Origin of the sequence: Clostridium sp., assembly GCF_050717515.1 — a bacterium.
In the GTDB taxonomy this organism is placed as follows: domain Bacteria; phylum Bacillota; class Clostridia; order Clostridiales; family Clostridiaceae; genus Clostridium_AD.
In genome coordinates this window covers 52,339-65,632 of the sequence record NZ_JBOITL010000042.1, presented here as the reverse complement: position 1 = coordinate 65,632, position 13,294 = coordinate 52,339, and the positions used below count along the sequence as shown (strand labels likewise).

General features: G+C 32.1%; 13 protein-coding genes. 2 read left to right on the top strand and 11 right to left on the bottom strand.

The features are described from left to right. Window positions 1-51: 51 nt before the first annotated feature. The 9 genes from ACREV6_RS24600 to ACREV6_RS24560 all read right to left on the bottom strand — a co-directional run bounded on the left by ACREV6_RS24600 (window position 52) and on the right by ACREV6_RS24560 (window position 8,406). Window positions 52-894: a CPBP family intramembrane glutamic endopeptidase gene (locus ACREV6_RS24600; protein WP_431580684.1), complete on the bottom strand. Its 843-nt coding sequence runs from the start codon at window positions 892-894 to the stop codon at window positions 52-54. 90 nt (window positions 895-984) lie between these two features. After that, complete coding sequence (locus ACREV6_RS24595; protein WP_431580683.1) at window positions 985-1,446, bottom strand: pyridoxamine 5'-phosphate oxidase family protein; 462 nt, start codon at window positions 1,444-1,446, stop codon at window positions 985-987. Between the two features lie 202 nt (window positions 1,447-1,648). Beyond that, window positions 1,649-2,392 carry a CAP domain-containing protein gene (locus ACREV6_RS24590; protein ID WP_431580682.1) on the bottom strand — a complete coding sequence of 248 codons (744 nt, stop codon included), beginning with the start codon at window positions 2,390-2,392 and terminating at the stop codon, window positions 1,649-1,651. Between the two features lie 395 nt (window positions 2,393-2,787). Beyond that, window positions 2,788-3,354 (bottom strand): TerD family protein, encoded by a 567-nt coding sequence (locus ACREV6_RS24585; RefSeq protein WP_431580681.1) that lies wholly within the window; start codon window positions 3,352-3,354, stop codon window positions 2,788-2,790. Window positions 3,355-3,471: 117 nt separating this feature from the next. After that, entirely contained in the window at window positions 3,472-4,050 is a 579-nt protein-coding gene (locus ACREV6_RS24580; RefSeq protein WP_431580680.1) for a TerD family protein, read from the bottom strand. A 282-nt stretch (window positions 4,051-4,332) separates the two neighbouring features. After that, complete coding sequence (locus ACREV6_RS24575; RefSeq protein WP_431580886.1) at window positions 4,333-5,553, bottom strand: NAD(P)/FAD-dependent oxidoreductase; 1,221 nt, start codon at window positions 5,551-5,553, stop codon at window positions 4,333-4,335. A gap of 16 nt (window positions 5,554-5,569) precedes the next feature. Beyond that, window positions 5,570-6,007: a 4Fe-4S dicluster domain-containing protein gene (locus ACREV6_RS24570; protein WP_431580679.1), complete on the bottom strand. Its 438-nt coding sequence runs from the start codon at window positions 6,005-6,007 to the stop codon at window positions 5,570-5,572. A gap of 25 nt (window positions 6,008-6,032) precedes the next feature. Next, window positions 6,033-7,913, bottom strand: coding sequence for an anaerobic carbon-monoxide dehydrogenase catalytic subunit (cooS, locus tag ACREV6_RS24565; RefSeq protein ID WP_431580678.1), 1,881 nt, complete (start codon window positions 7,911-7,913; stop codon window positions 6,033-6,035). A gap of 79 nt (window positions 7,914-7,992) precedes the next feature. Beyond that, a complete protein-coding gene (locus ACREV6_RS24560) occupies window positions 7,993-8,406 on the bottom strand; it encodes an RrF2 family transcriptional regulator (RefSeq protein ID WP_431580677.1) in 414 nt (137 codons plus the stop codon). 344 nt (window positions 8,407-8,750) lie between these two features. Here ACREV6_RS24560 and ACREV6_RS24555 point away from each other — a divergent pair, with 344 nt between their 5' ends. Together ACREV6_RS24555 and ACREV6_RS24550 are read left to right on the top strand one after the other, a co-directional pair. Further along, the gene (locus tag ACREV6_RS24555) at window positions 8,751-9,182 is read left to right on the top strand and encodes a hypothetical protein (RefSeq protein WP_431580676.1); all 432 of its coding nucleotides are present in this window, start codon (window positions 8,751-8,753) and stop codon (window positions 9,180-9,182) included. 477 nt (window positions 9,183-9,659) lie between these two features. Then, entirely contained in the window at window positions 9,660-10,379 is a 720-nt protein-coding gene (locus ACREV6_RS24550) for a hypothetical protein (protein ID WP_431580675.1), read from the top strand. A 76-nt stretch (window positions 10,380-10,455) separates the two neighbouring features. Here ACREV6_RS24550 and ACREV6_RS24545 read toward each other — a convergent pair whose 3' ends face one another. Further along, on the bottom strand, window positions 10,456-12,231 hold the full coding sequence (locus ACREV6_RS24545; RefSeq protein WP_431580674.1) for a M3 family oligoendopeptidase: 1,776 nt from the start codon (window positions 12,229-12,231) through the stop codon (window positions 10,456-10,458). A gap of 139 nt (window positions 12,232-12,370) precedes the next feature. Next, complete coding sequence (locus tag ACREV6_RS24540) at window positions 12,371-13,159, bottom strand: pseudouridine synthase (RefSeq protein WP_431580673.1); 789 nt, start codon at window positions 13,157-13,159, stop codon at window positions 12,371-12,373. Window positions 13,160-13,294 lie beyond the last annotated feature (135 nt).

Here is a 13,294-nt window from a genome sequence, read left to right as displayed (position 1 = left end):
CTAGGTTGGAGATAGGCTTTGACATCTAATTATTTTTTTATTTAAATCAACTTATATTTCTATAAATTTATTATATATGTCTGGTACATTTCTAATTTTATTTTGCTCATACCCTATACAAGCTATGACTAAAAGTATAACACCTAAAGCAAAAAGCATTCCATGAACTCCCAAAGCATGGTTCCCTCCTATTAATGCAAACCTAGAGGAAACTGAAAGAGCCAGTAAATTATTTATGAAATGTGCAAATATGCTTAAATAAATTGACTCCGTTGTTAAATATATAAATCCGATAACTAGGCCTAAAAAAAATGCATTTATGCCTTGAGGAACGTTTAAATGAACTACTGCAAAAAATACTGCAGATACCACAAGGGCTATAGTTGGATTTATTTTTTTAGCCATTCCTTTTAATAGTATACCTCTAAAAATTATTTCTTCGTATATAGGTGCAACCACCGCAGCACTAAGTATTAATATAATTGGTGAAACGGTAAGTTCATCGAAGGCTCCATTTGTAAAATCTGGCATGGATATTCTACTAACCCACAAGGTTAAACTGTTATCAAATACAAGACGAAATGCTATAATCATGAGGGCCGTAAAAAGAAAACTCATTGGATTTAAGTGATATTTAAGTTTTTGCTCATTCCTTGAGTCACTAAGGCACTTTAGTAAAATGATAACAACATAATATTTAAAAAGCACCCCAAAAGCAAAAATTACATATGGCAATACTTTTTCAAATCTGCCAGAAAATAAATTTTTAATTTCTACAGGTACTTGTCCTAACACCTCCAACAAAATTGATAGAAGTACTACAAGAAACCCTTTAATGATTCCCATTCTTTTAATATTTATGGCTCCATTTTCTATGTTTCTTAAAAATTTCATTCTATCACACTCTCTAACTTATTATAACCCTTTAACTACTGTAATAACCTACTTTAATAGTTACTCCAATTAGTTTCCAGTTTAATATATTTATATTCTATGCTTTCCACTAAAACTATATATCTCTATTTTAATTAATGTAGTTTTTTTCTTTGCTCTATCTATATATAACTGTCCCTCTTCTATAAATTCGGGACTATATTTTCTTATAAACTCCATTAGTGGTTCATATTTTTCCTCTTCCGCAAGCCTTATAGCGCGTCCAAAAGCTACCACACTTTCATATTCCGCACTAAATTGGTCTTGCAGAACTTTAGTTTTTCCAACTACTGTGAAACTCACCTTATCATTTACACTGATATTATCTAGTTTAGTGCCAACACTTGCACAATGAATATATATTTTTTTATCTATAAGCACATAACTTAGTGGTATTCCATAAGGCTGGTTATCCTCATCACAAGTAGAAAGTATGCCATATTCGCCCTTCTTTAAAAGTTCAAGAGCTTCCGTGTCATTCATTTGTCTTTCAATTCTTCTCATTATTTTCATTGCATCCTCACTATCCTTTCTAATATTATATTTTTAAGTGTACCATAAATTTCGTACAAAAATCTATGAACTTAATGGCAACTTTCCTTATGTATAATTCTTATTATAAGCCTATTCAAAGTCCTTTATTCCATAAAAAAATCTGTGTTTCTAAATATTTAAAAAATAAAATATTTAGAAACACAGATCTATATTTAATTATTTATTTTCCTATAAACTGTTGAGTCCAATAAATAGTTCCACTTTTATCTTTTGCTACTCCAACTCCTATTTCAGTGAAATTCACACTTAAAATATTAGCTTTGTGTCCCGGAGAATTCATCCAACCATTCATTACTGAAGCTGCGGTTTGTTGACCCATTGCAATGTTCTCTCCAGCTGCCGTATATGTTATTCCGAATTTTTTCATCATGTCAAAAGGAGATCCATAAGTTGGTGATGTATGAGAAAAATAGTTATTAGCTACCATATCCTCTGACTTATATCTAGCTACATTTGAAAGCTGCGCATTTTCCTTTAAGGGAGCTAGTCCTTGTTTTGCTCTTTCCTGATTAACTAATGTTACTACTTCTTTTTCTAATTTATTATTCTCAGTTAAATTTGTTGCTGCTGGTATCTTTGTAGAAGCTGGCTTTACTGGTGCTGGTGCCGGTGTTGCCTTACTAGGTGCTTCCTTTGCAGTCGTTGTTTTTGATGGTGTTGCCTTTGCAGGAGTCGTTACCTGTGGTTTAGCCTCTAAACCCTTCGGAACTGCAACACCATACTTAGCACATATATCCTTCAAACTCTCTCCTGCCTTAACTGTGCAATTAATAGTTTTAGAATCTTGAGCGTTAACCATTTTATAATTAGTTGTATTACAATCTTGGGCGTACACTGTTGAACTTATTCCTGTTGTTGCTAAAACACCTAAAGTCAATATTAATGCTCTTAAAGTCTTCTTCATCTTTTGTACCTCACCTTCATAATTTAAATATACAAAGTATGTTTTCTCTTTGCATTCACATATTAACATCTAAATGAGGTTTTTGCATCTTTTGTTTGTGGTTATTTTGTAATATTATGTCGTAATTACTCATATTTGCGGTTATTGTGTTGTTTTACTAAAGCTAAATATCAATATACTGCTATGAGATTACTGAAAATCAACTCCTTGCTAACTACATCAAAATAAGCACCAATAGCTACTACTGCAGCTACTGATGCTCACTCTAAATTTCAACTAATTAATTTACTATTTCCCAATTAATAGTTCTCTTAATGGGATACTATCGCCCCACTTGCTACCGATATGCAGAGGTAACCCTCCTACTATTAGATACAGTGAGGTCCCCCTGATTGTTAGTTATATCTTGCTGATAATTCTGTTATACTAGTTGCAGTAGCACCTTCTCCTGTTGCCGTGAACTTCCATTCGCCGTTGTTTCTATAAACCTCACCCATTATTAGAGATGTCATATTATCGTAATCATTAGTGAGATTAAATTTAACTAACTCACCGCTCGCTGATTTATCCATTATTCTAATATATGCATTTTTGATCATTCCAAAGTGTTGTCTCTTAGATGCACAATTATAGATATTAACAACGAAAACTATCTTTGCTATATCCTCTGGTACTTTTGTCAAATCTATAACTATTTGTTCATCATCGCCTGCACCTGCACCAGTAAGATTATCCCCTTGGTGAATTACACTCTTACACTTACTTTTCTTGTTACCAAAGTATATTATACTATTGCTACTAGATATTTTTCCATTTCCACCTAACATTATAGCTGATGCATCACAATCAATAGTATCGCCACCATTACTACCATCCCAGCCTAGACCTATTACTAATTCCTTTAATGCTGAGTTACCTTTTGTTAAATCTACCTTTTGCCCTTTTATTAAATTAACTCCCATATTAATATTCCTCCTTGTGAAATGTGGTCAAATCATCCTCTGTGGTGCTACCTTTAATAAACCAAATAAACTACTGTGTAATATTTAAGGTACACAGTAGTTTATGATTATTAAATGTTAGATACTAACTCCAAAGTTAGTACATAAAGCTCCGAGTCCACCTTCGAATCCGCTACCTAATGCAGTGAATTTCCATTCGGCTCCATTTCTGTATAGTTCTCCAACTACTACAGCTGTTTCGATACTGAAGTCCTCTCCTAAGTCAAATTTAATTAACTCGGTAACTCCGTCTCCACTCATTACTCTGATGTAAGCATCTGAAACTTGTCCGAAGTTTTGTTTTCTTTCTTCTGCTTCATTAATTGTTACAGTGAATGAAATCTTCTGCACCGCTACCGGTACTAAAGATAGGTCAACAAGTATTTGTTCATCATCTCCGTCTCCAGCTCCCGTCTTGTTGTCTCCCATATGTTTAACTGATTTAGATGCATGTTCTGCATTGTTATAGAATATAAAATCTGCATCTGAAATTACTTTTCCATTTTCTCCTGTTAAAAATGCTGCTGCGTCTAAATCGAAGTCTGAACCACCGTCATACTTGTTTGTGCTCCAACCTAGTCCTACTAATACCTTTGTTAATCCTGGATTTGTCTTTGTCAAATCTACTTTTTGACCTTTTTTTAAGCTAACTGCCATTTTTATATACCTTCTTTCTTTTTTATTTTTGTTTTCAATTGTTAATATATAGTAAAATTTGCATACTATCTGCCAAACAAATTGCTATAGTATGCAATTATTTACTTTCATGTTTATTCCCAGATGTTCAGCTTGTCTATTAAATATGCTAAGGTTGGCCATAAATGGTCCGCTTTTCTATATTTGCTACTGTATGTAATACATTGTAACATAAAAACTAAGTTGCAACACTGCATATCTGGAGTTTTTTCTACCTAAAGTTAAACACATTACTTTTATACATTAATACATGTATTGACCATCTTCACTAACTTTATAGAAGTCCCCATAGTTAATATCTAATACACTCTTCTTGATTTTAGAAACATCAATTTTATTTTTAATTAATTGGGTTAAAATTCCACAATAAGAAATATCACCTTGTAGAATCGCTCCATAAATCACTCCACCTTTGTGTATAATCTTCTTATAAATACCTCTATACACTCTTGTTTCAACTTCATAAGTATTATCTGGAGCTTCTAATATCCCTAAGGATACAGTTTGAATTCCAAAGAAATTCATGGAATTCTTAGAGCTAAAGTAGTCTTCTAATTCTTTTACGTTTCCTGTCATATTATACGCAGCTACAATTCCCTGTTTAACAGCCATAGGCCATATTGGAGATACTCCGCATACATCACCTGCTGCGTATATATCTTCTACTGATGTTTTACAAAGTGAATCTATAACTATGCCTTTTTCCATTTTAATCCTGTTATCCTTTAGAAAATCCACATTAGGTCTTACCCCTGCTGCACATATTATAAAGTCGCAATTTATTTCTCTTCCATTTCCCAATTTAACTGCTTTCACATCTTTATTTTCATCTATAATTATTTCTTCAACAGATACGCTTGTAAACACCTGCGCACCATTTTTAATAAGTTCATTTTCATATACTTTTGCAGTTTTAATATCTAGCTGAATTGGAAGAATTCCTGGCGCCATCTCTACAATATTAACCTTTACACCTTTTTCTATTAAACCTATAGCTGCATCTATCCCAACTAAACCTGCTCCGATAATTACTGCTGAAGTATTTACTTTGGCCGCCCTGTTAATATTCACTACATCTTCCATGTGTCTAAGAGCATAAACATTATTTGCTCCTCTTAAATTCTTAATAGGAGGTATAAATGAATCTGCCCCAGAAGCTATAAGTAGTTTATCAAATGTGACAATTCTTTCATCATCTGTTGTTAAAAATTTGTTATATATATTAATCCCTATAACCTTTTTTCCTGAAATCCAGTTAATTTTATATTTATTAAAAAAATCATCTTCAGTAAAACATATATCTTCCTCAGTTTTACTTCCACTTATTACATAGTGTAGCATACATCTTGAATATACTTTTGTATCCTTTGATATTAAAGTTATTTCTGCATCCTTGTCCAATCCTCTTAAAGTCTTAGCTGAATTTATACCAGCAGCACTAGCACCTATTATTACGTATTTCATCATTACCACCCCTCAACTATACTAGGTATAGTGCTCCAGTAGGGCAACTCTCCACACATCTTGGGATTTCCCTACCATCACACATATCACATTTTACAATAATCTTTTTAGTTTCCTCATCGGATTTTAATACACCATAAGGGCATGACATTACACACATGTAGCAGGAAGCACATTTTTCTTTATTGTAACTCACTATCCCAGTTTCACTGTCTTTAGTCATTGCACCACTCATACAAGCAATAACACACTCTGGCTCCTGGCAATGTCTACAAAACATAGGACAATTCTTATTATCCTTATTTTGAATAATATAATTTTTACTTACATTTTTTATATCTTGAAGATCTAAATCATATATGGATTTTCCTTTTTCATTATGCTCTGACATACAGGCAAGGCTACAATTAAGGCAACACTGGCATTTTTCATTGTCTATCATTATTCTCTTCATTTATTATCCTCCCATATTCTTAAAACTAGTTAATTCCTAATTTTCCTCTTTTGTTTAATATTATTTTTTCTAACTTATCCGCGGCTTTAACAACATCATCTTCAAGAATCAATTTTCCACCAGTTAACTTTTCTAGGTCCTGCGTCAATAGCTTTGTTACTACTTTACTTCCTGTTATAAATGGAGGAATTGCAAGATGAAGTGGCAGTCCAAGTGCTAGTCCAAATACCCCATCTGCCAGAGCCTGTTCTTCAAGCCATTGTGGTGCTGATAGTACAAGTGGAAGCTGTGGAATATCTATCCCTAAATATTTTGCAAGTTCTGTGGCAACAATTTCAAGTCTTCCTATGGCTAAACATGGTCCAAAGTTTAATACTGGAGGAATCCCCAGGCTTACACAAACTTCTTTTAAGCTATCTCCTGCAAGACTAGCTGCTGATGGCGACATTAATCCAACATTCTCAAGCCCACCGCTAGAACATCCTGCTGAAAGTACAAGTATATCTCTCTTAATAAGCTCTTTTGTAAGCTCTACTGTAAATATATCATGACCTTTTGCAGTTAAGTTAGAGCATCCAACAACTCCAGCTATCCCTTTTATTTTTCCTGATACAATTAAATCTATGAGCGGTTTCCATGTCCCACCAAGGAAATTCTTCAAAGACTCTTCACTGAGTCCTGTTAACACATCGTCGTGTCCATGATTTTTAGGAATGTTTATTTGTACTTTATCTCTTCTATTTTTATAACTTTCCAATGCTTGTTCAATTATTCTTTCACTTATATTTTCTCTATCTTTAAAAGTATACTCAATGTACTCTGCATTTGCTTTTTTAGCTACATCATCAAGACAAATCTGTTTAACCATAAATTTATCTGCAATTGGCTCTATTCCTGGAAGTGTACAGTTAAACTCAGATACTATAGCATCTATTCCACCAGTTGCAAGTAAAGCTTCACTTGTAAAGTTATTTCCTGCATGACCTGCAAATACTTCTTTATAATGTTCCCCTCTTAATTGTAAATCCTGACCTACACATGTACAGCCTACTATTCTAAAGCCTTTTGCTCCAACACGCTTTGCTTTAGCTGTTACATCTTCCTCTACTAATCTATCTTGCAGATGGGCAATCACTGAATGCTGGTGTCCTGTTACCATTAAGTTTATATAATTTTCATCTACAACTTTAAACCCTACTTTAGCTTGTCTAATAACTGGTTCTCCAAGCATTACATCATTTAAAAGATTTGTTAATGTTAAACCGTATAATCCTGTTGAAATACCTAAATTCAAACTATTTAAAATCATATTTAGTGGATCGCTACTTAAATTTGTTGATGTCTTTACCATAGCATCAAATACTTCTGATTTTGCCCCACCAGGCATAATCCCAAGCTTTTTCCAATTCTCCACTCTTGGTGCATATGCTAATTTGTAAACAAGTTCCATTTTCTCAAATTTTGGCTTATATAAATCTGCAATTATTTTATCTGCAACTTTTATTGCCTTTTCATAAGTATCCTCTTCTTTTATTTCAAACATGTCAGCAAGTCTATTTAAAGTTGCTTCACTTTTTATTCTTCCTTTAGTTTCTCCTATAGCTTTTAAGTTTCTAGCAGTTGTTTCTACTATATGTATATAACAAGCAGAACCTGCGCCAACAGCTCTTAGAAAATTTCTAGCAACAATAGTATCTGCATCAGCCCCACATATTCCTTTTGGAGCATTTGGTGTAATCCTACATGGCCCATTTGAACAAAGTCTACAACAAACACCTTGCATGCCAAATCCACACTTAGCCTTTTGACTTTCTACTCTATGATGAGATGTCTCTACATCTAATCCCCCAATAAACCCCTCAAGTACTGTATCTGCTGATTTGCATATATTACAATTTCCACACATTAAAAAATTCCTCCTCATATTGTCTTTCTTATATACTCATTTTATTTTTAAGTTTAATAGCATATAAACCTGAAGCTACCTAATCTTCTCCATCCATTAATTGTTTAAAATTTATACTTTTTAATTCTGAACTTAAACCCTTTTGTACTTTTGTCATGGCTCTATGTATAATACACACACTACTTCTATTTAACTTGCAAAAACTTGGTTCAATTACACACCTATTAACAGCAATGGGTCCATCTATTGCTTCTATAACATCTTTTAAATTTATGTGTTCCGGTAATTTATTTACAGTATATCCTCCATTAACTCCTCTATAAGATTTTACAATTTCTGCTTGTACAAGCTTTCTTAAAAGTTTTAAAAGAAATCTTAAGGGTATACCCTCTTTTTCTGAAATTATCTTTGCTTCTACTTTTTTACCATATCCTAATATACATAAGTGGAGCACTACTCTAAGCCCATAATCTGCTTCTCGTGTTATTTTCATGTTATATCCCTCCTCAAAGTATACCATTTTAGTGTACTTTGAGTTTAAGCATTTTATTCTATCTTGTCAATAGATAAATTATCTTTCTATCATAATAAAAAGCGCTCAGCCCATTCTGCGCAAACTCAATAGATCCATTCTTACCTAAATGCACAGCCTTGAATTTATAATAAAACATCACCATAATTTTACTTGTTTCCCTATTTTTCTACATGAATCTTCTGTTACGCTTATTTTTCATGGCTTTATTTAATATAAAGCCAGTTTTAATGTAAAGTTTTTCGATTTTATGTCGAATAACTAACTGAACAACACAAAATAAATTATATATAGGAGTTGATTGTATGGGAATACTACTTGAATTTGGTGACGTTTATTTTAAAAATATAAGTGATGAACAGTCAAACAAATTCTTAAAAAAAGGTGCACAGTTTCTTCTAGAGTGCAAATTAGATCAAAATTTTTTATTTTTTCAAGCTGATTGTTATCTAATAGGCGCATTTTATTCATCTCATGTTGAAACAGGTATGGTGGAACTTGATTGGATAGATGACGTTTTAAATAATAGCATACATACATATCCATTTAAGACTTCACTAAATTATCGTCTATTTGATCCTGTAGAATTAGAGCAGTTTGCATTATATTTTAGTAGTAATTTATGGGACTCAGCTTATAAACGAGGCCATTTAGCTAGTTTAAGTTACAAAGACATATTATCAACAAAATTTCAACATTTTCGTTCATTATCTGATTTATATAATGGTATTTATTAATATTATTAAAAATCTTTAATACACTTATTAATAGAATTTATGGTATAAAGCACATCTTCTTTACTATTACTATGATTAAAACTAAACCTCACTGTACCACCTGGAAATGTTCCCAAAGTTTTGTGAGCAGAAGGTTGCACAGTGAAGTCCACTTCTTGTCATAATTCCATAATCTTTGTTTAGACAGTGCGAAATTATTCCATTGTCTAAATCTTTTGGGGTGAAATCAAGTGAAACTACAGGCATTATATTGTAGCTTCAAACAAGATTAATTGATGAACCATTAATGATTATTCCTAATAATATAACAATACTACTAGATACTATAAAGTACGTTTATTTGACATTTTTTTTATATTGTTATATATTATACAAGTTGCTATAATTTATACCATATATTATTAGTATTATTATTATTATACAATAAATAGTGTTCAAGTTAGCAAATAAACGCACAAATCTCAGGGGGGTTCTAAAATGTATAAAAAAATAACTGCTTGTCTTCTAACATTATTACTAGCATTTTCATTTGCTGGATGCAGTAAAACATCTACTAAAGAGGTAGCTAAAGATGTACCTAAATCGGTAACTAAGGAAGTAGCTAAAGAAGTAGCTAACGATAAAATACTCACTTTAGGTAAAAATGAAGGTAGTGTTTATACGAACGATTTTTTTAAGATGAGCATTAACATGCCTGCTAAATGGTTAATAGCAACTGATGAAGAAAAAATTGCTGTACTTAAACTAGGTAAAGAAGTAATTTCTAAAGATGATAAAAATAAAGCTAAACAACTAGATTTGAGCGAATTAAGAACAGTATATCTTTTAATGACTTCGGAAAAAGGTATGAAAGCTCAATCTACTTCCAATCCAAATTTAATGGTTGTTGCCGAAAAGCTTTCTTTTTTCCAAGGTGTAAGTAATGGCGCTGATTACTTAGCTGAAGTAAAAAAACAGTTAAAAACTCTTGCCAGCACTATGCCTTATAAATTTGATAAAGAAATTTATACTCAAGAAGTGGGTGGAAAAAACTTCAGTGTGTTAGAATCAACTATTGAAACTGGCACTATAAAGATGACTCAAAAGTATTATGCTTGTGTCTTAAATGGATATGCTTTAAGCTTCATTAGCACATACACTGACGATTTAGGTGCAAAGAGTTTAGATGGGGTAATTAAGTCAGTTACTTTCAAATAACTCTTATTAATAAATACTTAAAAAAACTCGGTTTATACGAGTTTTTTTTCATATCTTCTTCTAATAGTACAGTTACTTAGCTATTGCAGAACTCCTCTATTTCCTTTTTCACAATATTCATAGAACCTCTCCAGAAGTCCTTATCATGTATGTCTATATCAACTGACTTTGCAACATCATATATAGTAGCTTTACCTGTAATACACAATAATTCATTATACTTTTTCACAAATGAAGAACCTTCATCTAGATACATATTGTAAAGTCCTTTTGAAAATAACAATCCAAAAGCGTACGGAAAATTATAAAAGTTTGCATCTGGATAGTAGTAATGATTTTTATGAATCCACGCAAATGGGTCTAGTGTCTCCTCAGAAATAGCATCTCCATAAGCTTGTTTTTGGGCCCATATCATTAAATCTTTTACTTCTTCTAATGATAATTCCCCTTCACTTCTTTTTTCAAATACAGCTTTTTCAAAAATATATCTTGCATAAATATCTACAATTACAGAACTGCAATTTACAAGATCTGTACCTAAAATTGATAGAGCTTCATCCTTGTCCGCTGTTTTTAGTGCTGCATTTCTTACTAAGGTTTCACTAAAAATTGATGCAGTTTCTGCAAGTGGCATTGGATATGATGAATTTAAAACGCTTTCCTTTTGAAGCATCATACCATGATAAGCATGTCCAAGTTCATGTGCTAAGGTACATACATTTTTAAAGTTATTATTATAGCTACATAAAATTCTACTTTCCTTTATACAATGTAAATTGCTGCAGAAAGCTCCCCCTCTTTTCCCCTCGCGTACTCCCCAATCTATCCATCTATTATCAAATGCATTTACTGCCAGTTCCCCCATTTCATCTGAAAAAGAACTAAAATGCTTAACTATAAATTCTCTTGCATTTTCAAATGTAAATTCCATATTTTTATTGCCTACTGGGGCCATAATATCATAATATGGCAATTTGCCTTTGTGTCCTAGTAACTCCGCTTTCTTTAAAAAATATCTTTGGAATTCTTGTAAATTTTCCTCCATAACCTCAATCATAGCATTTAAAGTTTCTTCATCCATTCTAGAATCTTCCAAGGTTCTGTGAAGAGGTGATTTATACTTTTTAATTTCACTTAAAGTAATTACTTCGCCTTTTATAGCATTTAACGCTGCAAGTACTCCCTCAGCAATTTTATCATTGCTCTTTCTTTCCGCAAAATATGCTTTCTTTCTAAGTTCTCCATCCTTCGAAAACTGCATATTTTTAACTTCATTTATACCTATACTTTGAATTTCACCATCTAACTCCATTTCTACCTTATGGCTGGCAGTTAAGTGATTTCTATACTTTGACCAAGTACTTGAACCTGTTAAACACATTTTCGCTATTAGCATTTCTTCCTGCTGACTTAACATATGAGCGCTTTTAGTCTTAATTTCCTTAAAATAAAACTCATACTCTTTTAGCTTATCAGAAGAATTTATAACGCTGTCTAAATCTTCCATATTACTTACCCATTTTGTAATGCTAACTTCAACTTCTGTAAGACTCGTTTCCATTTTATCTACCATGCTTAAATATTTTTTTGCACTAGAGTCACTTGCGTTTGCTGAAATACTTAAACTGCAAAAGGCACTTATTCTGCTATTTATCCTACAAAACTCCTCCATTTTATCTACATAGCACTCTAACTTATAAACAATATCCTCATAGTCATTTAAGTTGTTTTTGTTCCAATTTATTAAGTTGTTAATAAGTTCTTCAAATAATTTAATATCCTTTTTAAAATCTTCTCCCTCAAAAGAAGAATAAAGCTCTTTTAAACTCCATTTACCCATCTCATTAATCATTTTAATTACTCCTTTTCTACAAATATAGTTTATTATAAATTATTCTTTGCAAATCTCAATTGACTTAATTAATACATTATACCATAAATTTTCCATAAAATAAAAATAACATAATGTATAAGTACCACTCACTTATACATCATGTTGTTTTTCCAAATAATTTTTGAATTTCCACTTCTGTAAGGAATCGATGCTGACCTTTTTCCAATGATTCATCTAGCATTAATCCTCCAATGGAAATCCTCTTTAAATATACCACATAACATCCTACTGCCTTTAACATACGCTTAACTTGATGCTTACGTCCCTCTGAAATAGTAAGGTATCCCGAGACAACTGATTGGTTATAATGATTTGAATCTATATTGCATAATTTATCAATAGGCATTTCATGTTTAAATTCCTTATACATTCCACATTTTTGCACTTCTATTTTTGCAGGCTTTGTTATCATCTCATCTTTCCCCATGTATATTCCTTGCCCTAATTGCTCCCTGTCTTGCTCATCTAAAGAACCCAACGCCCAAAAAAAATAAGTTTTTTCCACATGCTTTTGTGGGTACATTAATTGATGTTCAAATTCACCATCATTGGTAAGGAGCAATAACCCTTCTGTATCTTTGTCTAACCTTCCAACATGAAATACTCCATTCATGTTAACATCATCAAAAAAATCAAATACCGTTTTATTAACTGTATCAACTCTTGCAGTAATGTAGCCCCTAGGTTTATTAAACATATAATATACTTTTCCAGTATAGGCAACTGCTTCACCAAGATACTCAACAACATCAAAACTTTCGTTAATTTCTATGGCAGGTTCTGTTATCACGTCTCCATTTACCTTCACCATACCTTCTTTGATATAAGTCCTAATCTTTTTTCTCCTTCCAATGTCTGACTGCGCTAAAAATTTATCTAATCTCATACCTCACCACTTCTCTTCCTTTGAAAAATCATTTTATGCCCATCTTACTAAGTAAAATATGAAATTCAATTTATGATTTCAAGAGCTATCTCTTAACATTATATCAGTCATCTTAACTCTTAGTCTAATTGAATA

Bases quoted from the DNA above. Each gene is read 5' to 3' on its own strand.
- ACREV6_RS24600 (WP_431580684.1), bottom strand. From the start codon at position 894: ATGAAATTTTTAAGAAACATAGAAAATGGAGCCATAAATATTAAAAGA.
- ACREV6_RS24595 (WP_431580683.1), bottom strand. From the start codon at position 1,446: ATGAAAATAATGAGAAGAATTGAAAGACAAATGAATGACACGGAAGCT.
- ACREV6_RS24590 (WP_431580682.1), bottom strand. From the start codon at position 2,392: ATGAAGAAGACTTTAAGAGCATTAATATTGACTTTAGGTGTTTTAGCA.
- ACREV6_RS24585 (WP_431580681.1), bottom strand. From the start codon at position 3,354: ATGGGAGTTAATTTAATAAAAGGGCAAAAGGTAGATTTAACAAAAGGT.
- ACREV6_RS24580 (WP_431580680.1), bottom strand. From the start codon at position 4,050: ATGGCAGTTAGCTTAAAAAAAGGTCAAAAAGTAGATTTGACAAAGACA.
- ACREV6_RS24575 (WP_431580886.1), bottom strand. From the start codon at position 5,553: ATGAAATACGTAATAATAGGTGCTAGTGCTGCTGGTATAAATTCAGCT.
- ACREV6_RS24570 (WP_431580679.1), bottom strand. From the start codon at position 6,007: ATGAAGAGAATAATGATAGACAATGAAAAATGCCAGTGTTGCCTTAAT.
- cooS (WP_431580678.1), bottom strand. From the start codon at position 7,913: ATGTGTGGAAATTGTAATATATGCAAATCAGCAGATACAGTACTTGAG.
- ACREV6_RS24560 (WP_431580677.1), bottom strand. From the start codon at position 8,406: ATGAAAATAACACGAGAAGCAGATTATGGGCTTAGAGTAGTGCTCCAC.
- ACREV6_RS24555 (WP_431580676.1), top strand. From the start codon at position 8,751: ATGGGAATACTACTTGAATTTGGTGACGTTTATTTTAAAAATATAAGT.
- ACREV6_RS24550 (WP_431580675.1), top strand. From the start codon at position 9,660: ATGTATAAAAAAATAACTGCTTGTCTTCTAACATTATTACTAGCATTT.
- ACREV6_RS24545 (WP_431580674.1), bottom strand. From the start codon at position 12,231: ATGATTAATGAGATGGGTAAATGGAGTTTAAAAGAGCTTTATTCTTCT.
- ACREV6_RS24540 (WP_431580673.1), bottom strand. From the start codon at position 13,159: ATGAGATTAGATAAATTTTTAGCGCAGTCAGACATTGGAAGGAGAAAA.